We start from the raw sequence: 20,451 nt of genomic DNA on the forward strand, positions 1-20,451 counted from the left end.
TGTCGCGTCGTGAAATTCCGGCTCGGCGTCGTCAGGAGAACGCCAACGCCACCAGCGTCAGCCACGCGACGCCCACCCCGACGCCGGCGCCCAGCACGAACCAGCGCAGCACCGGCGTGTAGCGCCATCCCCACAGCGTCGGCGCCAGCCCGCCGACGGCGACCAGGTTGAGCCCGACCGCCAGCACCGCATGCACCCGCAGCAGCCCGAGGCTCAACACCACCATCGCGGTCGCGGTCACCGCCGCGACGAACGCGGCCACCGTCAGCCCCGTCCCCCAGGGGGTGGCGTCGGCGTCAGGACCCATGAGCGCCGAGCCTAACCCGCTCATAGAAGGCCAGCGCTGCGGCCGTCGCGACATTGAGCGAATCGGTGCCGCGCGACATCGGGATGCGGACCCGACGGTCGCTGAGCCGCATCACCGTCTCGGTCAACCCCGGACCCTCTGCCCCCACCAGCACCGCCACCCGCTGCGCACCGAGCTCGCCCATCGCGTCCGCCAGTGGCTGCGACTGCGGATCGGGCGTCATGGCCACCAACCGGAACCCGAGCTCACGCAGCAGAACCACGTCGGCGGGCCAGTCGGTCGCCCGGGCGTAGGGCACCAACAGGGCATGACCCATCGACACCCGCACCGCCCGCCGATACAGCGGGTCCGCGCAGCCGGTGCCGAAAACCACGGCGTCCACGCCGAGGCCCGCCGCGTTGCGAAAGATCGACCCGAGATTCTCGTGGTCGTTGACCCCCTCGAGCACCGCGATCGTGCGCGCTCCCTCGACCACCTGCGACACCGTGGGCTCGGGCACCCGCCGGGCGGCGGCCAGCACCCCGCGATTGAGGTGAAACCCGACCACCTGCGCCATCACCTCGGCGGACACCCGGTAGTAGGGCGCGTGGCAGCCGATCAGGTCGTCGTCCAACTCGGTCAGCCGACGATCGGTGCCCAGCAGCGCCAGCGGTGTGAAGCGGGAGGCCAGCATCCGCTGCACCACCAGCACACCTTCGGCGATCACCAGCCCCTTGCCGGTCGGCAGATCGGGGCGACGGTCGATGCTGTTGAGGTCCCGAAAGTTGTCCAGTCGCGGATCGTCGGGGTCGGTGATGTCATGCACCTGCACCCCGCACGCCGTCACGGCGCGAACACTACCGGTGGGGTCGCGGCGGGCTCGGCTAGGTTAGACACGATGTCCGCCGACCCTCCGCCCCAGCCGCCGCCGTTGCCGGCCGCGCTGCTGCAGGTATGGCCGGTGATCACGGTCATCGCGTCAGGCTGGGTGGTGGCCGCGGCGGCGGCGTTTTTGGTTCCCGCCCTACAGAGCTGGCGCCCGGTGAGCTTGGCCGGGCTGGGCGTCGGGGTGCTCGGTACGTCGATTTTCCTGTGGCAACGTGACGCCGCCCGTCGCGGCGCGCGCGGCGCCCAAACCGGACTCGAAACCCAGGTTGGCCGAAACCGGCCACACAATCAGTGAGGAGTGGGGCAATGGCAGCACCATTACTGCAGGCGCAGATCGACATCAACGCACCGACCGCGAAGGTCTGGGACCTGGTTTCCGACCTGCGCCGGATGCCGCAGTGGAGTCCGCAGTGCCGCTGGATGAAATCGTTCGGGCCGCTGCGCGCGGGCACCCGCACGCTCAATATCAACCGCCGCGGCTACTCGTTCTGGCCCACCACCTCCACGATCCTCGAGGTGGTTCCCGAGCAGAAGCTGATGTTCCGGGTGAACACCAACGGCAGCGTCTGGAGCTACGAACTGGAGCCGACCGCGACCGGCACCCGGCTGATCGAGAGCCGGCACGCCGAGAACGGCGTCAAGGCCGTGTCGAACCTGCTGGTGAAAACGTTCATGGGCGGGGTGCCCAGCTTCGAGAACGAACTGGTCGACGGCATGAACGCGTCGCTGGCCCGGATCAAAGCGGCCGCCGAAAGCTAGTCGGCGGGTGCGTTGACGTCGAGCACCCCGTCGTCGTAGGGCTCGTAGCGGGGCGATCCGCTGCCCGCCGGGACCGGGGTGTCGCTGTGCGCGCCGCAGCCGTACCCGCAGTCGACCACGTGACCGTCCGCGGACATCTCATTGCCGCACACCCCGAACATCCGGCCCAGCGATCCGGCCAGCGGCAGGAAGAAGCCGCAGTCCCGGCACGCCCGTTTGGTGGAGCGCGCCATCGCGGAGTCGGGGCCGTAGTCGCCGTCGTGCCAACGTTGCGCCGCATCCCCGCGACCCCAGCGGCTCATCACCCGGCGTCGCCCGAGCCCGATCTCTCCGGCGACCTCGTCAACCTGAGGGTCACCGCTGGAGGTGTAGCCCGGCACCAGACGCGGGTCGTCGGCCGGTGTGGCCAGCAGATCGCCGGGGCCCAGGTCGCCGGGACGGACTCGCTGATCCCACGGCACCCACTCGGGTGCCAGCAACGCGGTCGGGCCCGGAATCAGCACCACCTCGCTGATGGTGACGTGATCGGCACCGGGATATGCCGCCACCACCACCGCCCACTGCCAGCCCTGATAGCCGGGCAGGTGGGCCAGGAACCGGTGGGTGACCGCACTGGCATCCTCAGCCTGCGCGCCCAGGTAGTCACCCACCGTCTCGGCGCCGCTGTGCTCCGCGACGGCAGCCCGCGCCGTCTCTACGGCATCGGTGAGCACGGCCGGGGTGGGTTGCTCGTCGGCCGCGATCGTCGTCTCGACGTCTGGGGTGGGTCCGGTCACGTCTCTAATAGTGCCGTAGCACTCGGCGCGCAGCCACAACCCCTTCCTTGCGGCGCCCATCCACCGCCATAGGGGAGAATCGATGCGTGACCCCACCACGCCGCAATCACCCCAACCCGGGGCCGGTTCGGCGGCAGGCACCCCCCGACGGTGGCAGGCCACCGCGCAACCGCTCGGCCGGCGAGCATCCCGGGATGGCCAATTACCCCAGCGAACGGCCCCGGCCTGGTCAGCCGGGCCGGCGGCCGCCGAACGCCAGTGCCAACCCCTACCTTCCGCCGCTGCATGAACAACCGGAGCCACCGCGATACGGCGAGCCGCCGCGTCCGGCCGGCGAACGGATCACCGTCACCCGCGCCGCCGCTCAGCGCAGCCGCGAAATGGGTTCGCGGATGTACGGGCTGGTGCAGCGCGCTGCTACCGCCGACGGTGCCGACAAGTCCGGCCTGACCGCGCTGACCTGGCCGGTGGTGGCGAACTTCGCGGTCGACGCCGCCATGGCGGTGGCGCTGGCCAACACCCTGTTCTTCGCGGCGGCGGCCGGTGAGAGCAAGGACAAGGTGGCGCTGTACCTGCTGATCACCATCGCCCCATTCGCGGTGGTCGCCCCGCTGATCGGGCCCGCGTTGGACCGATTGCAGCACGGCCGGCGGGTGGCCTTGGCGATGTCGTTCGCACTGCGCACCGCGTTGGCGGTGCTGCTGGTGATGAACTACGACGGCGCCACCGGCAGTTATCCGTCCTGGGTGCTGTATCCCTGTGCGCTCGGGATGATGGTGCTGTCGAAGTCGTTTTCGGTGCTGCGCAGCGCGGTGACCCCGCGGGTGATGCCCCCGACCATCGATCTGGTGCGGGTCAATTCGCGGCTGACGATGTTCGGTCTGTTGGGCGGCACCATCGTCGGCGGCGGGATCGCTGCCGGTGTCGAGTTCCTGTTCACCCGCCTGTTCGCGTTGCCCGGGGCGGTGTTCGTGATCGTCGCGGTGACGCTGGCCGGAGCGTCGCTGTCGATGCGCATCCCGCGCTGGGTGGAGGTCACCGCCGGTGAGGTGCCGGCCACCCTGAGCTATCACGCCGGGCCCAGCCCGCAGCGCCATTGGTCCGAGCACATCAAAACGGCGAGCGGTGCGCTGCGGCAACCGCTGGGCCGCAACATCATCACCTCGCTGTGGGGCAACTGCACGATCAAGGCGATGGTCGGCTTCATGTTCCTGTATCCGGCGTTCGTCGCCAAGCAGCACGATGCGACCGGCTGGCGGCAGCTGGCCATGCTCGGCCTGATCGGGGCAGCCGCCGGAATCGGTAATTTCATCGGCAATTTCGCCAGCGCGCGACTGAAGTTGGGTAGGCCGGCGGTGTTGGTGGTGCGCTGCGCGACGGCGGTGACCGCGGTTGCCCTGGCGGCCGCGGTGGCCGGGACGCTGTTGATGGTCGCGGTGGCGGCGTTGGTCACCTCCGGGGCCAGCGCGATCGCGAAGGCGTCGCTGGACGCGTCGCTGCAGGATGATCTGCCCGAGGAGTCGCGGGCGTCGGCGTTCGGGCGGTCCGAGTCGACGCTGCAGCTGGCGTGGGTGCTCGGCGGTGCGATCGGGGTGCTGGTGTACACCGATCTGTGGGTCGGCTTCACCGCGATCACCGCCGTGCTGATCCCGGGCCTGGCGCAGACCGTGCTCAGTTTCCGCGGGAACTCACTGATCCCGTGGTTCGGCGGAAACCGCCCCGTCATGGTCGAACAGCAGGGCGGGGAGATCGACGCCGTCGTACACGCGCCGGAGTGGGGCCGGCGGTGAGAGTTCGCGTCGCCGCGCTGGTCGCGGCCGTTGTCGTGCTGGCCGGCGCCGCCGGCGTGGGCGCCTGGCGGCTGGCCCGCAGCGACGGTCCCGAATTGCCCCGGATCAGCGTGTACACCCACGGGCAGCTGGCCAGGGTCGGGCCGTACGAGTACTGCAACGTGTTGGACCTCAACGATTGTCAGACGCCGCACACCCAGGGCGAGCTGAGGGTCACCGGCCGCGACGCGGTGCAACTGTCGGTGCCGACATCGATCAGTGCGGCACCCTGGCGGCTGCTGCAGGTCTACGACGACCCGACCAACTCCACCACGACCGTCTTCCGGCCGAACACCCGGCTGGCGGTCACCATTCCCAGCATCGACCCGCACCGTGGACGACTGACCGGCGTGGCGGTGCAGTTGCTGACCGTGGTCGTCGGCCCCGACGGCCAACTGTGGGGCACCCCGCACGCCGAATGGTCGGTACGCATGGTGTGGGACTGAGCCTGCGCAACGCTCTTGACGTCGTTCGCCGCGCGCCGAGATCGACGCCAGCGTGGACTGTTCTCGACGTTTTGCGCGGCGACGTCGACCTCGTGCGACCCGCCCGCGATGCCTCAGCCGTTCTTGGACAACTGGAACTCCAGAACCATCGCTCTGCCATCCGGCAGTGTCATGGTGTCGGTCCCCATCAGCGAATCGTTGTCGAAAGACAGCGGATCGCCGGTACCTTTGACACCGGCCCACCGGTTGCCCTGCAGATGCAAATCACATGCGCTCTCGGGATATCCGGGTCTTTCCCAGTGGATGCACCCTGAGCCGCAGGGTGTCAGCACTATCTCGAAGCCGCCGCCGGCAAGACCGGTGTTGGTCCTGGTGTACGACCCGCTCGGCGTGTCGGCGGACGCCGGGGCCGCCGCCGCGAACGCAACACCGGCCAGCGCCGCAGCGACAACCGCACTCGTCCTGATCATCGTGTTCATCGGAGGGACGCTATCGGCCCCAACGATGGGTGCGGTACAGGGATTTCCCTGGTAATCGGTGCGCCGTCAGCTACTAGGGGTGGCACCGTGACCGGCCGGCACCCGCTCCCCGTCGGGCGTCGGCCCCGGCGGGGAGCCATCGCCGAATGGCCTGCCGCCCAGCGCTTCACGGCCGTGCGGGCTGAGCCAGTCGGCCAGCTCGGGCCCCTTGGGGACGATCCGGGTCGGGTTGATGTCGGCGTGCACGATGTAGTAGTGCTGTTTGATCTGCACGAAGTCGGTGGTGTCGCCGAACCCGGGTGTCTGGAACAGGTCACGTGCGTAGGCCCACAGCACCGGCATCTCGGACAATTTTTGCCGGTTGCACTTGAAATGCCCGTGATAGACCGGGTCGAACCGGGCCAGTGTGGTGAACAGTCGGACGTCGGCTTCGGTGATGGTGTCCCCCACCAGGTATCGCTGGTCGGCCAGCCGGTCGCTGACCCAATCCAGCGCGGTGAACAACCGGTCGTAGGCGGCCTCGTAGGCCTCCTGTGAGCCGGCGAAGCCGCACCGGTAGACCCCGTTGTTGATCTCGGTGTAGATCCGCCGCGCGACCTCGTCGATCTCGGCCCGCAGCGGTTCGGGGTACAGCACCGGCGCACCGTCGCGGTGGTGAGCCGTCCACTGCGTGGAGAAGTCCAGGGTGATCTGCGCGAAATCGTTGGTGACCACCTCGCCGGTCGGCACGTCGACGACCGCCGGAACGGTGATGCCCTTGGGGTAGTCCGGGAACCGTTTGAAGTACGCGTCCTGCAGGCGGGGGATCTTCAGGACCGGGTCGACGCCGCCGGGGTCCAGGTCGAAGGTCCAGCTGCGCTGATCGTGGGTGGGCCCGCAGAACCCGATGGAGATCGCCTGCTCCAGTCCGAGTAGCCGCCGCACGATGATGGTGCGGTTGGCCCACGGGCAGGCCCGGGCGACCACCAGTCGGTATCGGCCCGCCTCGACGGGATACCCGTCGCGTCCGTCGGCGGTGATCCGGGTGGTGATGTAGTTGGTGTCACGCTGGAATTCGCCAGCGCCGGCGACATAGGAGGCCATGTCACCAGGGTGCCAGTCGAAGCTGTGCGCTGTGAGTCATTCCGGCGCGGCGCGCAGCGGCTCACAGCCGCGAGGCCGCGGAGTCGCCGAGGATTCGCCGCGCCAGATTGGGTTCGGTCGAGGCGCCCGGCTCCCAATGCGCAATCCACGGCCCGGTGCCCTCGGACTGATCGAGGATGCCGCTCTCCAGCCAGGTGTAGTCGTCCTGAAGGACGTTGCGAGCCAGTTGGATATCGCTGCTGTCGGTGTTGGTCCACAGTGCGGCGAACAGCGACTCGATGCGCAGACTCGCCTGCCGGCAGAAGGCGTCGGCCAGCTGATATGCCTGCTCCCCCTCGGCCGGGTCGGCCACCCGTTGCGCTTCGGCCCGCACGCATGTCGCGGACACGGCGAACAGCTCCGCGCCGATATCCACCACCCGGCCCAGGAATCCCTGCTTGCGCTCCATGCCGGCCTGCCAGCGGGCCATGCCGTAGAACGTGTTGCGGGCCAGCTTGCGGGAGCTTCGCTCGACAAACCGCAGATGCGCCGCCAATGTGCCGAACTCGCGGTATGCGGTGGGCCGTTGGCCGTCGCCGAACACCAGTTGTGGCAACCACTTTGCGTAGAAGCTGCTGGCGCCGACTGCTGCTTTGGCCTTTTGGCGGAGGTCGGCTTTGGGATTGGCGAGCTCACCCGCGGCGGTCAGGTGGGCGTCGACGGCCTCACGCGCGATGAGCAGCTGCATGATCTCGCTGGACCCTTCGAAGATGCGGTTGATCCGCAGGTCCCGCACCAGTTGCTCGACCGGTACCGCCCGCTCTCCGCGCGCGGCGAGCGACTCGGCGGTTTCGTATCCGCGGCCGCCGCGGATCTGCAACAACTCGTCGGCGATGACGCAGGCCATCTCGCTGGACCACAGCTTGGCCAGCGCCGCCTCGATTCGGATATCGTTGCGGCCTTCATCGGCCATCTGCGCCGAAAGCTCCAGGACCGCTTCCAGCGCATAGCTGGTTGCGGCGATGAACGCGATCTTCTTGGCGACGGCCTCATGCGCGCCGACCGGTTTGCCCCACTGCACCCGTTCCCGGGACCACTCCCGGGCGATCTTCAGCGACCACTTCGCCGACCCGGTGGCCATCGCGGGAATGGCCAGCCGCCCGGCGTTCAGTGTCGTCAAGGCGATCTTGAGGCCGTCGCCTTCGCGTCCGACGAGGTTCTCGGCCGGCACCCGGACCCGGTGCAGCCGGGTCACGCCGTTCTCGATGCCCCGCAGACCCATGAACTTGTTGCGGCGTTCCACGGTGATCCCCGGCGAATCGGCTTCCACCACGAAGGCGCTGATGCCTCCCTTGTGCCCCTCGCCGCTGGGCACCCGGGCCATCACCACCAGTAGTTCGGCGACCACACCGTTGGTGGTCCACAACTTCACCCCGTCCAACTCGTAGGCCGCACCGTCCTCCACCGGAGTGGCGGTCGACGCCAGCCGCGCCGGATCGGAACCCACATCGGGTTCGGTCAGCAGGAACGCCGAGATGGCCCCGGTGGCGCAGCGCGGCAGGAACCTCTTCTTCTGTTCGTCGGTGCCGGCCAGCTTGAGCGGTTCGGGCACGCCGATCGACTGATGCGCGCTCAGCAACGCCCCCAGGCTGGGGTGCACGCTGGACACCATCACCAGTGCCCGGTTGTAGGCGACCTGCGACATGTTCAGGCCGTCGTACTCGGCCGGGATCTTCAGCCCGAAGCAACCGAGGTCGGCGAGGCCTTTGACGTATTCGTCGGGGATCTGGGCGTTACGTTCGATGACCGCCCCGTCGACGGTGTCGAGAAATTCCCGCAACCGGCCGAGGAACTCCTCGGTGCGGGCGGTGTCGGCATCCGACGGCCGCGGGAACGGGTGAATGAGCGGCAACGGAAACCGCCCGAGGAACAGCCCCTTGGCGAAGGACGGCTTGTCCCAACCGCTTTCGCGTGATTCCTCGGCGACGGCTCGTGCTTGCTCCTCGCTGACCTGCGCCTGCTGTGTCATCGGACACCTCCCTAACCGGCCATCGTTGAGGATCGCTCCTTCCCGAATTGACCGGTGGGGCCCAAATCAAACCATCGGCGGCCGAAGGACGGCGCGGGGCACCGCGATGTCCGCTGAGATCGACGTGCAAATTTCGCAAACCGCCGATTTTCGGGGCTGTGAGTCAATTTGGACGTCGATCTCAGCAGCCAGCCGGGACAACTAGGCGTCGAGTTCCCGCGCGACCGCCTTGACCACCTCGGACACCCGCCGGGCGGTCTTGCGGTCCGGGTAGCGCCCCTTGCGCAGCTCCGGCTGCACCGCCCCTTCCAGCAGGGTGATCATGTCCTCGACCATGCCGTGCAGTTCATCGGGGCTGTGCTTGTGCTCGGCCGGCGCCTCGCGGCGCGGTCGGGTGATGCTGGGCGGCGGGTCGATCAGTTTGACGCTCAACGCCTGCGGTCCGCGCCGACCGGCGGCCATGCCGAACTCGACGCGCTGGCCCGCCTTGAGGCCTTCGACGCCTGCAGGGAGTGCAGATGACCGGACGTAGACGTCCTCGCCGTCCTCTTGCGATAGGAAGCCGAATCCCTTCTCGGCGTCGTACCACTTCACCTTGCCGGTCGGCACTGGTCTCACCTGCTTGTCTCACGGGCCACATCTGTGGGCAACATAATGAAGCGCCCCGCCTGCGCAGGACGCAATGACTGCTGATCCTACTCGGCTGGCGGCCGTCCGAGCATCCTGGTTACTCGGTAGGCTGGTCGCACTGGTGGAGGAGAAATGCGCCTAGTTCTGAACGTGATCTGGCTGGTCTTCGGCGGGCTGTGGCTGTCGTTGGGATACCTGCTGGCCGCACTCTTGAGTTTCGTGCTGATCATCACCATCCCGTTCGGCTTCGCGGCGCTGCGAATCGCGTCCTACGCGCTGTGGCCGTTCGGCCGCACCGTCGTCGACAAGCCCGGCACCCGGCCCGGAGCGCTGGTCGGCAACATCATCTGGATTCTGTTGTTCGGTATCGGCCTGACCATCAGCCACCTGGTGACCGCGCTGGCCATGGCGGTCACCATCGTGGGCATCCCGTTGGCCTTGGCCAACCTCAAACTGATCCCGGTGTCGCTGATGCCGCTCGGCAAGCAGATCGTGCCGGTCGACCAGGTGGAACGGGTGTCGGCATGACACAGACCACCCTGGGCTTTCCGGGGATGCCAAAGCGCGACCGCGGCGCCCCCACCCCGAGCGAGGCACCCGGGTCGGGTCCGCTGCTCGACACATTCGGGCGGGTGGCGACCGACCTGCGGGTCTCGCTGACCGACCGGTGCAACCTGCGATGCACCTACTGCATGCCGGCCGAAGGCCTGGATTGGCTGCCCAGCGACCATCTGCTGCAGCCCGACGAGCTGAACCGGCTGATCCGCATCGGGGTCACCCGCCTGGGCATCACCAGCGTGCGGTTCACCGGTGGTGAGCCGCTGCTGGCCCGCCACCTCGAGGACGTGGTGGCCGCCACCGCCGCGTTGCAGCCTCGTCCGGAGATCGCGTTGACCACCAACGGCCTGGGCTTGGTGCACCGGGCGGCCGCGCTGGTGGCGGCCGGCCTGGATCGGATCAACGTCTCGCTGGACACCATCGACCGCGCCCATTTCGCGGCGATCACCCGCCGGGACCGGCTACCCGAAGTCCTTGACGCCCTGGCGGCGGCCAAGAAGGCGGGCATGGGGCCGGTCAAGGTGAACGCCGTGCTGGATCCGACCACCGGGCGGGACGACGTGGTGGATCTGCTGCGGTTCTGCCTGCAACACGGCTACCAGTTGCGGGTCATCGAGCAGATGCCGCTGGATGCCGGCCACCAGTGGCAGCGCGGGGCCGCGCTGAGCGCCGACGACGTCCTGGCGGCGCTGCAGCCGCACTTTCAGCTGCGTCCGGACCCGAAGCCGCGCGGCTCGGCTCCCGCGCAGCTGTGGCTGGTCGATGAAGGCCCAGACACCCCGGCCGGAAAGTTCGGTGTCATCGCGTCGGTGTCGCACCCGTTCTGCGCCACCTGTGACCGCACCCGGTTGACCGCCGACGGCCAGGTCCGCAACTGCCTGTTCGCCCGGGAGGAGACCGATCTGCGGGTCCTGATGCGCGGCGGCGCCGACGACGACGCCGTCGAGGCCGCCTGGCGCGCGGCGATGTGGCGCAAGCTGCCCGGGCACGGCATCAACGATCCGGGCTTCATCCAGCCGGACCGCCCGATGAGCGCGATCGGAGGCTGAGGTGTCCGACCAGCTGCAGATCACCGTGCGGTACTTCGCGGCCGCCCGGGCGGCCGCCGGCCTCGACTCCGAGTCGCTCAGCCTGCCCTCTGGCGCCACGGTGGCCACCCTGGTGCAGGACCTCGCCGGCCGCGACACCCGACTCGCCACCGTGCTGCAGCGATGCTCCTATCTGTGCGACGGGATCGCGGTCCGCGACCAGCAGAACGCGCTTCGCACCGGCGACACGATCGATGTGCTGCCGCCCTTCGCCGGCGGCTGACGTGATTCTGGTCACATAACGAATTGATCACGACTTGGCAACGGCCGCGTTAGCAAGATTCTGACCAGCGCGAACCGGGTCGTTTCCTGGCGGTTTCTGCAGCGCTGCTCGTCGCAACGCCGAATGAGACCAAAGATGACGGGGCCGCAATTTCCGGTTACCGTTCCTCTTCGAGCTAGCCGGACTGCGTTGTCCGGCGAGCCTGTCCCGCCCGTAACGCCGAGCTCCATCCGACGGGCGGGGACACCAACGGAAAACATTGCGGATGGAGGCGGGGGACCCATTGGGTCCACCGAGTGGACCCGGAGCCGTACGCGGCTCCTTGGGGTGAAGTCGATGTCGTCGCACGCGGCGATACCGGCCGGGCAGCCTCTCCAGCCCGAACCCGACAGCTGACCTCGCGGGCGTGGACAGAGAGGACATCACCGACCTATGAGTGGACGGCACCGCAAGCCCACCCAGTCGAACATGAACGTCGCCAAGATCGCCTTCACCGGCGCTGTGCTCGGTGGCGGCAGCCTGGCCCTGGCAGGCCACGCGCTGGCAGCCACCGACGGCGAATGGGACCAGGTCGCCCGCTGCGAGTCCGGCGGCAACTGGGGAATCAACACCGGAAACGGCTACCAGGGTGGCCTGCAGTTCTCGCCGAGCACCTGGAGCGCCCACGGCGGCGGCCAGTACGCCCCGTCTGCGCACATGGCCAGCAAGGACCAGCAGATCGCCATCGCCGAGCACGTGCTGGCCACCCAGGGCCGCGGTGCCTGGCCGGTGTGCGGCCGCGGGCTGGGCGCGTCGACGCCCCGCGAGGTCCCGGCCGAGGCTCCCGCCGAGAACCCGGCGCCCAACGACGAGCCGGCCGCGCTGAGCAACCCGATGCCGCCCGAGGAGCTGCCGGCACCGCCGGAGGAACTGCCTCCGCCCGCCGAAGAGCTGCCCCCGGTCCCTGCCGAGGAGGCCCCGGCCCCCGTCGAGCAGGCCCCGGCTCCCGCCGAGGAAGCGCCGGCTCCCGTCGAAGAGGCACCGGCCCCGGCCGAGGCGGCCCCGGCTTCGGTCGAGCAGGCGCCCGCGCCGGAGGAGGCCTCCGCGCCGGCCGACGAGGCCGCGCCCGGAGACAACGGGAAGATCGTCGCGACGGACTTCACCACCGAGTCGGAAGCCCCCGCCGAGGCGGCGACCGAGCCGTCCGAGCAGAACGCCCCGTCGGCGTCCACGGCCGGCTACACGCAGCGGTTGTGGCAGGAGATTCAGTCGCAGAACGTGGCCGGCAACGACGCGTTGGCCGCGTTCGCGCTCGCCTGATCGCGCCCGTCAGCGGCGGGCAGTCACGCGGAGCCGACCCATTCGTCGGTGCCGTCGCCGAAGTACTGGTGCTTCCACACCGGTAGCCGGGCCTTGATGGTGTCCACCAATCGCGCGCAGGTGGCGAAGGCAGCCTGCCGGTGATCGGCGGCCACGGCGGCCACCAGCGCCGCGTCACCGATCTGCAGGGTGCCGACCCGGTGACTTGCCGCGATCGCCCGCACGCCGTCGCACGACGCGGCGATCTCGTCGAGCACCTCGGCCATCACCTGCGCGGCTGAGGGGTGCGCGGAGTACTCCAGCCGCAGCACCTGATTGCCGTGGTCGTGGTCGCGGACCACACCGACGAAGCCGACGACTGCGCCCGCAGCGCGATGCCCGACCAGGTCTTCGTGTTCGGCCAGGACGATCGGCTGTTCGGTCAGCGCCGCACGCAGCACCTCGGCGCGGCTCATCGCGGGTGATCCCCGCCCGCGAGTTGATCCAGGGCGTGGTCGAGCACGTCGGCCAGGACCCCGAGCCCGTCGCGCACGCCACCGGTGGATCCGGGCAGGTTGATGACCAGGGTGCGGCCGGCGACCCCGCACAGCCCGCGGGAGAGCACCGAGGTGGGCACCTTGGGCAGACCGGAGCGCCGGATCGCGTCGGCCAGCCCGGGAATCTCGTAGTCCAGAACCGTCGCCGTCTGGGCCGGGGTGTCGTCGGTCGGGGTGATGCCGGTGCCGCCGGAGGTGATGACGACGTCGACGCCGTCGGCGACCGCGTCGCGCAACGCCTGCCCGACCGGGGCGCCGTCGGCGACCACCACGGGCTGCACCGTGCGGAATCCGCGCTCGGCCAGCCAGTCGGCGATGATCGGGCCCGACCGGTCGTCGTAGGCACCGGCGGCGGCGCGGGTGGAGGCAATGACAATTCGTGCCGACCGTTCGCCCATCAGCGCACCCAACTCCCCGTCTTGCCGCCTTCTTTGCGCAGTACCCGGATGTCGTCGATGCGGGCCGCCGGATCCACCGCCTTGACCATGTCGAACAGGGTCAGGCCGGCCACGCTGACCGCGGTGAGCGCTTCCATCTCCACCCCCGTGCGATCGGTGCTGCGCACCGTCGCGGTGATCCCGACGTCCGACTCGCCGACGCTGAAGTCGACGTCGACGCCGGTGAGCGCCAGCTGATGGCACAGCGGGATCAGGTCAGGGGTGCGTTTGGCCGCTAGGATGCCCGCCAGGCGCGCGGTGGCCAGCGCATCGCCCTTCGGAAGCCCGCCGGCAGAGATCAGCGCCACCACGTCCGGGCGGGTGCGGAACGTGCCGGCCGCCACCGCGGTGCGTTTGGTGGTCTGCTTCTCACTGACGTCCACCATGTGCGCCGCTCCCCGCTCATCGATGTGGGACAGCGGGCCCGGAGACGGCGCCGACATGGCCGCTCCTCCGCTAACGGTTGACGACGGTGACCGGGTGCAGGTACGGCAGGTTCTCGGACGGCTGCGGGAACTCCACCTCGCCGAACGGGGACAGCGCACCGGTTCGGTCGGTGGCCAGTTCGCTCACCGCATGGTCGTCCGGGCCCGTCGCCGGCCAGCCGTTGTCGACGTACCTGCTCTTCTGCGCCTTGTTGTCAGCCACGCTCCCCATTCTGACAGGTCCTGGGCCGGCTGGTTGCGATGGCTATGCACTGGTGCGTCTCGACCGCCGGCAGCGGCCCAGGCCGGCTGTCTCCCCGCTGCTTTACCCTGGTCAGCGATGACCAATCGCAAGGGCACCCCGCTGGGCTCCTGGCTGGCAGAGCTGCCCGACGAGCGCCTGATCCGGTTGCTGGAGCTGCGCCCGGACCTCGCGCAACCGCCACCGGGCAGTATCGCGGCGCTCGCGGCGCGCGCGCAGGCCCGCCAGTCGATCAAGGCGGCCGCCGACGACCTGGATTTCCTGCGGCTGGCGGTGCTCGACGCCCTGCTGGTGCTGCGGGCCGAGGCCGCCCCGGTGCCGGTCACCAAGCTGGTCGCGCTGATCGGCACCCGCGCACCCGAGGCCGATGTGCTGGCTGCCCTGGACGACCTGGCCAAGCGCGCACTGGTCTGGGGCGAGTCCGAGGTCCGGGTCGCCGGCGACGCCGGTGCCGCGCTGCCCTGGCACCCGGGCCAGGTGACGGTGGAGGACACGTCACGCACCGGCGAGCAGATCGCCGAGCTGATCGACGGCCTCGACGACGCACAATCGGAGTTGCTGGACCGGCTGGTGCGCACCTCGCCGCTGGGCCGCACCCGTGACGCGGGCCCGGGCGCCCCGGCAGACCATCCGGTGCCACGGCTGCTGGCGGCTGGGCTGCTGCGCCAGATCGACGACGAGACGGTGATCCTGCCGCGGCAGGTCGGGCAGGTGCTGCGCGGCGAGAACCCCGGCCCCACCCAGCTGACGGCACCCGATCCGGTGGTGGCGACCACCACCGCCCGCGATGCCGACGCCGCGGCGGCCGGGGCGGTCATCGACCTGCTCCGCGAACTCGAGGTGCTGCTCGATGCGCTGGGTGATGCCCCGGTCGCCGAGCTGCGCAGCGGCGGCCTCGGCGTCCGCGAAGTCAAACGGCTGGCCAAGGCGACCGGCATCACCGAGCCGAGGCTGGGGCTGATCCTGCAGCTCGCCGCGGCCGCCGGGCTGATCGCCGCCGGTACCCCCGACCCCGAACCGCCCGAGGGTGACGGTCCGTTCTGGGCGCCGACGGTGGCCGCCGACCGGTTCACGGAGACACTTCCCGCCCAGCGCTGGCAGCTGTTGGCCGATACCTGGCTGGAGTTGCCGGCCCGGCCCAGCCTGATCGGCACCCGCGGACCCGACGCCAAACCCTATGGCGCCCTGTCGCATTCGCTGTACTCCACGGCGGCACCGCTGGATCGTCGGCTGCTGTTGGGTATGCTGGCCGGCTTGCCGCCGGGCGCCGCCGTCGACGCCGCGTCGGCCTCGGCGGCGCTGGTGTGGCGCCGGCCGCGCTGGTCCACCCGGCTGCAGCAGGGGCCGGTGGCGGACCTGCTAGAGGAGGCGCATGCACTTGGCTTGGTGGGCCGCGGCGCCATCAGCAGCCCCGGCCGGGTGCTGCTGGACGGGTCTGCCGACAGCGTCGTCGCCGAAGCAATGGCCCGCGCGCTGCCGGCGCCGCTTGATCACTTCCTGGTCCAGGCAGACTTGACCGTGGTGGTGCCCGGGCCACTGGAACGTGACCTGGCCGCCGAACTGTCCACCGTCGCCGCCGTCGAGTCGGCGGGCGCCGCAATGGTTTACCGGGTCAGCGAGCAGACCATCCGACACGCGCTGGACATCGGGCGGACCGCCGCCGGCCTGCACGCGTTCTTCGCCAAGTACTCCAAAACTCCGGTGCCGCAGGGCCTCAGCTATCTGATCGACGATGTCGCCCGCCGGCACGGACAACTACGAATCGGTATCGCGGCCTCGTTCGTGCGCTGCGAAGATGCGACGCTGCTAGCCCAGGCGGTCGCGGTTCCCGCAGCCGAAAGGCTGGGACTGCGCGTGTTGGCGCCGACGGTGGCGGTGTCACAGGCGCCGATCGCCGACCTGCTGGCGGTGCTGCGCGACGCCGGCTTCGCCCCGGCCGCCGAAGACGCCTCCGGGACGATCGTGGACCTGCGCTCCGGCGGTGCTCGGGTTCCCGTCCCGCAACAGCGTCGGCCGTATCGCTCGGCCCCGCAGCCCGGCAACGCCAACCTCGCCGCGCTGGTCGCGGTGTTGCGCAAGGTGACCACGCTGCCGTTCGACGACGCCCGCGTCGAACCGGCAACGGCGCGAATGCTGCTGCAGCACGCCGCCGATCAGCAGCTCACGGTGATGATCGGCTACGTCGACGCCGCCGGGGTGGCCACCCAGCGGGTGGTCTCCCCGATCACCGTGCACGGTGGGCAGCTGGTGGCCTTCGACTCGGCGTCGGGGCGGCTGCGGGAGTTCACCGTCCACCGGGTGACATCGGTGGTGGCTGCCCCGGACCTGGGAGAATGACGTCATGTCCGACAGCCCCGAACGGGTCATCGACCAAATCATCGACAGACTCGGCGACTGGCGCGGCGAGCTGCTGGCCCGCATCCGCGCCCTGATCAACGAGGCCGAGCCCGAGGTGATCGAAGAGATCAAATGGCAGAAGCCGTCGAATCCCCTCGGTGTCCCGGTGTGGAGCCACCGGGGCATCATCTGCACCGGCGAGGTCTACCGCAACAAGGTCAAACTCACCTTCGCTCGGGGCGCCGCGTTGCAAGATCCCGACCGGCTGTTCAATGCCAGCCTCGACGGGAAGGTCCGGCGCGGCATCGACCTGGCGCAGGGTGACACCATCGACGCGCCGGCCTTCATGCGACTGATCAACGCTGCCGCCGCGCTCAACGCGTCGTAGGCGGGATGCCGGTGTCGGCGAGGTCCGGATAATGGACGCCATGAGCACCGATGGCCCGTTGATCGTGCAGTCCGACAAGACGCTGCTGCTGGAAGTCGAGCATGAGCAGGCGGGAGCAGCCCGGGCCGCCATCGCACCCTTCGCCGAGTTGGAACGCGCACCCGAGCACATTCACACCTACCGGATCACCCCGCTGGCGTTGTGGAACGCCCGCGCGGCCGGACACGACGCCGAGCAGGTGGTCGACGCGCTGGTCAGCTTCTCGCGCTACGCGGTGCCGCAACCCCTGCTGGTCGACATCGTCGACACCATGGCCCGCTACGGACGACTGCAGCTGGTCAAGAGTCCCGCTCACGGGCTGACCCTGGTCAGCCTGGACCGCGCGGTGCTCGAAGAGGTGCTGCGGAACAAGAAGATCGCGCCGATGCTCGGCGCCCGCCTCGACGAGGACACCGTCGTCGTTCATCCCAGCGAGCGCGGTCGGGTCAAGCAGATGTTGCTCAAGATCGGCTGGCCCGCCGAGGATCTCGCCGGCTACGTCGACGGTGAGGCGCACCCGATCAGCCTGCGCCAGGACGGCTGGCAGCTGCGCGACTACCAGCAGATGGCGACCGACTCGTTCTGGTCGGGCGGCTCGGGTGTGGTGGTGCTGCCCTGCGGTGCCGGCAAGACGCTGGTCGGCGCGGCTGCGATGGCCAAGGCCGGCGCCACCACGCTGATCCTGGTCACCAACACCGTCGCCGGCCGGCAGTGGAAACGTGAGCTGATCGCCCGCACCTCGCTCACCGAGAACGAGATCGGTGAGTACTCCGGTGAGCGCAAGGAGGTCCGGCCCGTCACCATCGCGACCTACCAGGTGATCACCCGTCGCACCAAAGGTGAATACCGGCACCTGGAGCTGTTCGACAGCCGCGACTGGGGGCTGATCATCTACGACGAGGTGCACCTGCTGCCGGCCCCGGTGTTCCGGATGACGGCCGATCTGCAGTCGCGGCGACGGCTGGGCCTGACCGCGACGCTGATCCGCGAAGACGGCCGCGAAGGTGACGTGTTCAGTCTGATCGGACCGAAGCGGTATGACGCGCCGTGGAAGGACATCGAGGCCCAGGGCTGGATCGCGCCGGCCGAATGCGTCGAGGTGCGGGTCACGATGACCGACAACGAACGGATGCTCTACGCCACCGCCGAACCCGAGGAGCGTTACCGGCTGTGTTCGACGGTGCACACCAAAATCGCTGTGGTGAAGTCGATCCTGAAACAGCACCCCGGCGAGCAGACGCTGGTGATCGGCGCGTATCTGGACCAGCTCGAGGAGTTGGGTGAGCAACTGGATGCCCCGGTGATCCAGGGTTCGACCAAGAACGCCGAACGCGAAGCACTCTTCGACGCCTTCCGGCGCGGCGAGGTATCCACCCTGGTGGTGTCCAAGGTGGCCAATTTCTCCATCGATCTTCCCGAAGCCGCGGTGGCGGTACAGGTTTCCGGGACGTTCGGGTCACGCCAGGAAGAGGCTCAGCGCCTCGGCCGGTTGCTGCGGCCCAAAGCCGACGGCGGCGGTGCCACCTTCTACTCGGTGGTGTCCCGCGACAGCCTGGACGCCGAGTACGCCGCGCATCGGCAGCGATTCCTGGCCGAGCAGGGCTACGGCTACATCATCCGCGACGCCGACGATCTGCTCGGCCCGGCGGTCTAGCGCCCTTGTGCCGCGAGATTGCATCGTGGGACGAAAAGTACGAGTAGGTGTGTACCTGTGTGCAGTCTCGGCGAGTGTGGCGTCGGCGCCCTCAGTCGAAGGTCACCACGATCTTGTCGGCGGCGCCCGGCGTCGCCGCGGTCGCCAGCGCTTCGCCGACGCGGTCGAACGGCACCCTGTGGCTGACGATCCGGGCGTACTTCTCCCATTGCGCGCTGAGATCCTCGGTCACCTCGAAGATTTCGCTCGGGTAGCCCATCGATCCCACGATCGTGATCTCGTTGCTCATCAGGGAAAGGAAGTCGACCGGCACCGGTTGCTTATGGACGGCGACGACCCCGATCGTGGCGCCGTTTTTGGCCAGTGCCGCCGCGGATTGGATCACCGCGGGCACACCGGCGGCGTCCAGGTAGATGTCGGTGCCGGCGCGGCCGGGAAACATCGCCTCGCCCGCGCCGTGTAGGTCGATGAGCTGTTGGGTGAGGTCCTGCTCGGCGGAGTTGATCACCGCATCCGCACCGATCTCCAGCGCAGTGTCCAACCGTGCGGCGAGGATGTCGGCGACCGCGACGTGCTGCACCCCCGATTTTTTGAAGGCCAGCACCGCACCGAGTCCGATCGGCCCGGCACCGAAGATCAGCACCCTGTCGCCCGGTTTCGGCCGGCACCGGTTGACGGCGTGGCGGGCGACGGCCATCGGTTCGTTGAGGGCGGCCACTTCGAACGGGATGTGCTTCGGCACGGTTTCGACGTCGATGCCGCGCACCGCGTCGGGGATCAGCAGATAGTCGGCCAACGCGCCGCGACCGCCACCGTTGCCGATGATGTCGCCTGCGCATGCCATCGGGTTGACGACGACGTGGTCGCCGACCTTCAGGTCTGCGACCTGATCACCGACCGCGGCGATTTCACCGGCCGGTTCGTGCCCCAGCGGCATCCGGCCCTGATGCGGGGGCAGGCCACCCAGCGCGATGTAGAGGGCGTCGCTGCCGCAGATGCCGCAGGCGCGGATCTTCACCAGGACGTCGCGGGGTCCGACCTCGGGGGTCGGGGTTTCGATGACACCGGTCTGGCCGGGTCCGGTCACAACAGCCACCTTCATGGCGTCACTCCTTGCATTTCCTCGATCCGGCGTGCGGCCTGGCATACCTGGGCACCGAGGATGGCCACCGCGGCACTGCTGAGGTCGGCGAACGGTGCGACGGTGATCGACATCGTCACCAGGTGATCGGCGTCGCGAATCGGCGCCGACACCGTCGCGATCCGGTGCGGGCCGGGTTCGGTGAGCTCATCGGCAAGGTAGTCGACCAGGGTCAAGTCGGCGAAGGCCCGCGCCAGCCGCCGGGTGATGGCGTCGGGTTCACCGTCGATCGCCAGGGCGCGCAGCGCCGAGTACACCCGGACATACTCCGGGCTGAGCCGCTCGATCACATACCCGCGTCTGCGTACTTCGACCAGCACCGCTTCCAGGCGCTGCCGCAGCTTGGGCGACGGGTCGCCCAGCCCGTCCAGCCATGACTGCTGCGCCTGCGGCGCGGTCCACGCCAGATAGTCCCGGCCGAACGGCGCCACCAGCGGCATCCGGAATCCGTCGCCGATCCGCGGCGCGGTGAGGGTCTCCCCGGCGGCGTCGACCACCACCAGGGACGTCGCGTCGCGGCGCGCCAGAAATGTGCGTGCGCCGACCGAGCGGGCCAGCTCGCCCAGGATCGGCCGAAACGCGCGGCCATTGCCCGGCCGGGCCAGCGCTGCCACCGCCGGCCCACACGAATAGCCCCCGGCGTCACGCACCGCCCACTGGTGGTCGACCAGCGTGGAGAGGATGGCGTGGCCGGTGGCGCGGCTGATGTCGAGCCGTCGGGAGATGTCGGCCAGCGAGAAGGTCTGGTCCAGGTCGGCGGCCAACAGTTGCATCACCGCGATCACCCGCTCGGTGGGCGGTGACGGCACCCGACGCGCCCCTTGACGGGCAGCGTCGCGCCGGTCTACCTTCAGCGTCATATTTCCGAACGGTACGTCGA

Annotated in this window: 24 protein-coding genes and 1 riboswitch; of the genes, 11 read left to right on the plus strand and 13 right to left on the minus strand. The window is 69.4% G+C overall.

Features of this window, described 5'->3' with window-relative positions; genetic code table 11:
• Window positions 1-31: 31 nt before the first annotated feature.
• Both AC5Y36_RS00550 and AC5Y36_RS00555 read right to left on the minus strand, forming a co-directional pair.
• Window positions 32-307, minus strand: coding sequence for a DUF2537 domain-containing protein (locus tag AC5Y36_RS00550; protein WP_500038914.1), 276 nt, complete (start codon window positions 305-307; stop codon window positions 32-34).
• On the minus strand, window positions 297-1,133 hold the full coding sequence (locus tag AC5Y36_RS00555; protein WP_500038915.1) for a TrmH family RNA methyltransferase: 837 nt from the start codon (window positions 1,131-1,133) through the stop codon (window positions 297-299). Before AC5Y36_RS00555 ends, AC5Y36_RS00550 begins: the two co-directional genes overlap by 11 nt.
• A gap of 51 nt (window positions 1,134-1,184) precedes the next feature.
• On the opposite strand from AC5Y36_RS00555, the gene AC5Y36_RS00560 reads away from it, so the two are divergent.
• Both AC5Y36_RS00560 and AC5Y36_RS00565 read left to right on the plus strand, forming a co-directional pair.
• Entirely contained in the window at window positions 1,185-1,469 is a 285-nt protein-coding gene (locus AC5Y36_RS00560) for a DUF2530 domain-containing protein (RefSeq protein WP_500038916.1), read from the plus strand.
• Window positions 1,470-1,480: 11 nt separating this feature from the next.
• On the plus strand, window positions 1,481-1,933 hold the full coding sequence (locus tag AC5Y36_RS00565; protein ID WP_500038917.1) for an SRPBCC family protein: 453 nt from the start codon (window positions 1,481-1,483) through the stop codon (window positions 1,931-1,933).
• On the opposite strand, the gene AC5Y36_RS00570 is transcribed toward AC5Y36_RS00565, so the two are convergent.
• A complete protein-coding gene (locus AC5Y36_RS00570; protein WP_500038918.1) occupies window positions 1,930-2,709 on the minus strand; it encodes a DUF3027 domain-containing protein in 780 nt (259 codons plus the stop codon). The genes AC5Y36_RS00565 and AC5Y36_RS00570 overlap by 4 nt on opposite strands.
• 194 nt (window positions 2,710-2,903) lie before the next feature.
• On the opposite strand from AC5Y36_RS00570, the gene AC5Y36_RS00575 reads away from it, so the two are divergent.
• On the plus strand, window positions 2,904-4,499 hold the full coding sequence (locus AC5Y36_RS00575) for an MFS transporter (RefSeq protein WP_500039117.1): 1,596 nt from the start codon (window positions 2,904-2,906) through the stop codon (window positions 4,497-4,499).
• Window positions 4,496-4,984, plus strand: a complete 489-nt coding sequence (locus tag AC5Y36_RS00580; protein ID WP_500038919.1) for a DUF2771 domain-containing protein — start codon at window positions 4,496-4,498, stop codon at window positions 4,982-4,984. The genes AC5Y36_RS00575 and AC5Y36_RS00580 overlap by 4 nt, the downstream gene beginning before the upstream one ends.
• Window positions 4,985-5,097: 113 nt before the next feature.
• Here AC5Y36_RS00580 and AC5Y36_RS00585 read toward each other — a convergent pair whose 3' ends face one another.
• The 4 genes from AC5Y36_RS00585 to AC5Y36_RS00600 all read right to left on the minus strand — a co-directional run bounded on the left by AC5Y36_RS00585 (window position 5,098) and on the right by AC5Y36_RS00600 (window position 9,163).
• The gene (locus AC5Y36_RS00585; protein WP_500038920.1) at window positions 5,098-5,463 is read right to left on the minus strand and encodes a hypothetical protein; all 366 of its coding nucleotides are present in this window, start codon (window positions 5,461-5,463) and stop codon (window positions 5,098-5,100) included.
• Window positions 5,464-5,529: 66 nt separating this feature from the next.
• On the minus strand, window positions 5,530-6,546 hold the full coding sequence (locus tag AC5Y36_RS00590; protein ID WP_500038921.1) for a glutathione S-transferase family protein: 1,017 nt from the start codon (window positions 6,544-6,546) through the stop codon (window positions 5,530-5,532).
• A 61-nt stretch (window positions 6,547-6,607) separates the two neighbouring features.
• Window positions 6,608-8,554, minus strand: a complete 1,947-nt coding sequence (locus AC5Y36_RS00595; RefSeq protein ID WP_500038922.1) for an acyl-CoA dehydrogenase family protein — start codon at window positions 8,552-8,554, stop codon at window positions 6,608-6,610.
• A gap of 201 nt (window positions 8,555-8,755) precedes the next feature.
• Window positions 8,756-9,163, minus strand: coding sequence for a cold-shock protein (locus AC5Y36_RS00600; protein WP_500038923.1), 408 nt, complete (start codon window positions 9,161-9,163; stop codon window positions 8,756-8,758).
• A gap of 153 nt (window positions 9,164-9,316) precedes the next feature.
• On the opposite strand from AC5Y36_RS00600, the gene AC5Y36_RS00605 reads away from it, so the two are divergent.
• The 4 genes from AC5Y36_RS00605 to AC5Y36_RS00620 all read left to right on the plus strand — a co-directional run bounded on the left by AC5Y36_RS00605 (window position 9,317) and on the right by AC5Y36_RS00620 (window position 12,352).
• Complete coding sequence (locus AC5Y36_RS00605; protein ID WP_500038924.1) at window positions 9,317-9,712, plus strand: YccF domain-containing protein; 396 nt, start codon at window positions 9,317-9,319, stop codon at window positions 9,710-9,712.
• Window positions 9,709-10,791, plus strand: coding sequence for a GTP 3',8-cyclase MoaA (gene moaA / locus AC5Y36_RS00610; protein WP_500038925.1), 1,083 nt, complete (start codon window positions 9,709-9,711; stop codon window positions 10,789-10,791). Before AC5Y36_RS00605 ends, moaA begins: the two co-directional genes overlap by 4 nt.
• Window position 10,792: 1 nt before the next feature.
• A complete protein-coding gene (locus AC5Y36_RS00615) occupies window positions 10,793-11,053 on the plus strand; it encodes a MoaD/ThiS family protein (protein ID WP_500038926.1) in 261 nt (86 codons plus the stop codon).
• 250 nt (window positions 11,054-11,303) lie between these two features.
• Window positions 11,304-11,476, plus strand: a riboswitch (cyclic di-AMP (ydaO/yuaA leader).
• A gap of 9 nt (window positions 11,477-11,485) precedes the next feature.
• On the plus strand, window positions 11,486-12,352 hold the full coding sequence (locus AC5Y36_RS00620) for a transglycosylase family protein (protein WP_500038927.1): 867 nt from the start codon (window positions 11,486-11,488) through the stop codon (window positions 12,350-12,352).
• A 23-nt stretch (window positions 12,353-12,375) separates the two neighbouring features.
• Here AC5Y36_RS00620 and AC5Y36_RS00625 read toward each other — a convergent pair whose 3' ends face one another.
• Genes AC5Y36_RS00625 through AC5Y36_RS00640 form a run of 4 tightly spaced genes read right to left on the minus strand, consistent with a single transcriptional unit; the run spans window position 12,376 to window position 13,982 of the window.
• Window positions 12,376-12,807, minus strand: coding sequence for a molybdenum cofactor biosynthesis protein MoaE (locus tag AC5Y36_RS00625; protein ID WP_500038928.1), 432 nt, complete (start codon window positions 12,805-12,807; stop codon window positions 12,376-12,378).
• Window positions 12,804-13,286 carry a MogA/MoaB family molybdenum cofactor biosynthesis protein gene (locus tag AC5Y36_RS00630; RefSeq protein ID WP_500038929.1) on the minus strand — a complete coding sequence of 161 codons (483 nt, stop codon included), beginning with the start codon at window positions 13,284-13,286 and terminating at the stop codon, window positions 12,804-12,806. The genes AC5Y36_RS00625 and AC5Y36_RS00630 overlap by 4 nt, the downstream gene beginning before the upstream one ends.
• Complete coding sequence (gene moaC, locus AC5Y36_RS00635) at window positions 13,286-13,768, minus strand: cyclic pyranopterin monophosphate synthase MoaC (protein WP_500038930.1); 483 nt, start codon at window positions 13,766-13,768, stop codon at window positions 13,286-13,288. The genes AC5Y36_RS00630 and moaC overlap by 1 nt, the downstream gene beginning before the upstream one ends.
• A gap of 13 nt (window positions 13,769-13,781) precedes the next feature.
• Window positions 13,782-13,982, minus strand: a complete 201-nt coding sequence (locus AC5Y36_RS00640; protein WP_500038931.1) for a hypothetical protein — start codon at window positions 13,980-13,982, stop codon at window positions 13,782-13,784.
• Window positions 13,983-14,090: 108 nt separating this feature from the next.
• On the opposite strand from AC5Y36_RS00640, the gene AC5Y36_RS00645 reads away from it, so the two are divergent.
• The 3 genes from AC5Y36_RS00645 to AC5Y36_RS00655 are packed head-to-tail and all read left to right on the plus strand — an operon-like array spanning window position 14,091 to window position 18,430.
• Window positions 14,091-16,349: a helicase-associated domain-containing protein gene (locus AC5Y36_RS00645; protein ID WP_500038932.1), complete on the plus strand. Its 2,259-nt coding sequence runs from the start codon at window positions 14,091-14,093 to the stop codon at window positions 16,347-16,349.
• 4 nt (window positions 16,350-16,353) lie between these two features.
• Window positions 16,354-16,737 carry a DUF1801 domain-containing protein gene (locus tag AC5Y36_RS00650; protein WP_500038933.1) on the plus strand — a complete coding sequence of 128 codons (384 nt, stop codon included), beginning with the start codon at window positions 16,354-16,356 and terminating at the stop codon, window positions 16,735-16,737.
• 40 nt (window positions 16,738-16,777) lie between these two features.
• Window positions 16,778-18,430: a DNA repair helicase XPB gene (locus tag AC5Y36_RS00655; RefSeq protein WP_500038934.1), complete on the plus strand. Its 1,653-nt coding sequence runs from the start codon at window positions 16,778-16,780 to the stop codon at window positions 18,428-18,430.
• A gap of 91 nt (window positions 18,431-18,521) precedes the next feature.
• Here AC5Y36_RS00655 and AC5Y36_RS00660 read toward each other — a convergent pair whose 3' ends face one another.
• Window positions 18,522-19,532 carry a zinc-dependent alcohol dehydrogenase gene (locus AC5Y36_RS00660; RefSeq protein WP_500038935.1) on the minus strand — a complete coding sequence of 337 codons (1,011 nt, stop codon included), beginning with the start codon at window positions 19,530-19,532 and terminating at the stop codon, window positions 18,522-18,524.
• On the minus strand, window positions 19,529-20,431 hold the full coding sequence (locus tag AC5Y36_RS00665; RefSeq protein ID WP_500038936.1) for a helix-turn-helix domain-containing protein: 903 nt from the start codon (window positions 20,429-20,431) through the stop codon (window positions 19,529-19,531). The genes AC5Y36_RS00660 and AC5Y36_RS00665 overlap by 4 nt, the downstream gene beginning before the upstream one ends.
• Window positions 20,432-20,451: the final 20 nt, after the last annotated feature.

The sequence above is a fragment of the Mycobacterium sp. NGS50 genome, assembly GCF_059812545.1.

Coding starts and splice junctions, on each gene's coding strand:
- AC5Y36_RS00595 (WP_500038922.1), bottom strand. CDS start 8,554: ATGACACAGCAGGCGCAGGTCAGCGAGGAGCAAGCACGAGCCGTCGCC.
- AC5Y36_RS00620 (WP_500038927.1), top strand. CDS start 11,486: ATGAGTGGACGGCACCGCAAGCCCACCCAGTCGAACATGAACGTCGCC.
- AC5Y36_RS00630 (WP_500038929.1), bottom strand. CDS start 13,286: ATGGGCGAACGGTCGGCACGAATTGTCATTGCCTCCACCCGCGCCGCC.
- AC5Y36_RS00605 (WP_500038924.1), top strand. CDS start 9,317: ATGCGCCTAGTTCTGAACGTGATCTGGCTGGTCTTCGGCGGGCTGTGG.
- AC5Y36_RS00665 (WP_500038936.1), bottom strand. CDS start 20,431: ATGACGCTGAAGGTAGACCGGCGCGACGCTGCCCGTCAAGGGGCGCGT.
- AC5Y36_RS00560 (WP_500038916.1), top strand. CDS start 1,185: ATGTCCGCCGACCCTCCGCCCCAGCCGCCGCCGTTGCCGGCCGCGCTG.
- AC5Y36_RS00550 (WP_500038914.1), bottom strand. CDS start 307: ATGGGTCCTGACGCCGACGCCACCCCCTGGGGGACGGGGCTGACGGTG.
- AC5Y36_RS00660 (WP_500038935.1), bottom strand. CDS start 19,532: ATGAAGGTGGCTGTTGTGACCGGACCCGGCCAGACCGGTGTCATCGAA.
- AC5Y36_RS00625 (WP_500038928.1), bottom strand. CDS start 12,807: ATGAGCCGCGCCGAGGTGCTGCGTGCGGCGCTGACCGAACAGCCGATC.
- moaA (WP_500038925.1), top strand. CDS start 9,709: ATGACACAGACCACCCTGGGCTTTCCGGGGATGCCAAAGCGCGACCGC.
- moaC (WP_500038930.1), bottom strand. CDS start 13,768: ATGTCGGCGCCGTCTCCGGGCCCGCTGTCCCACATCGATGAGCGGGGA.
- AC5Y36_RS00590 (WP_500038921.1), bottom strand. CDS start 6,546: ATGGCCTCCTATGTCGCCGGCGCTGGCGAATTCCAGCGTGACACCAAC.
- AC5Y36_RS00575 (WP_500039117.1), top strand. CDS start 2,904: ATGGCCAATTACCCCAGCGAACGGCCCCGGCCTGGTCAGCCGGGCCGG.
- AC5Y36_RS00565 (WP_500038917.1), top strand. CDS start 1,481: ATGGCAGCACCATTACTGCAGGCGCAGATCGACATCAACGCACCGACC.
- AC5Y36_RS00640 (WP_500038931.1), bottom strand. CDS start 13,982: ATGGGGAGCGTGGCTGACAACAAGGCGCAGAAGAGCAGGTACGTCGAC.
- AC5Y36_RS00585 (WP_500038920.1), bottom strand. CDS start 5,463: ATGAACACGATGATCAGGACGAGTGCGGTTGTCGCTGCGGCGCTGGCC.
- AC5Y36_RS00650 (WP_500038933.1), top strand. CDS start 16,354: ATGTCCGACAGCCCCGAACGGGTCATCGACCAAATCATCGACAGACTC.
- AC5Y36_RS00645 (WP_500038932.1), top strand. CDS start 14,091: ATGACCAATCGCAAGGGCACCCCGCTGGGCTCCTGGCTGGCAGAGCTG.
- AC5Y36_RS00655 (WP_500038934.1), top strand. CDS start 16,778: ATGAGCACCGATGGCCCGTTGATCGTGCAGTCCGACAAGACGCTGCTG.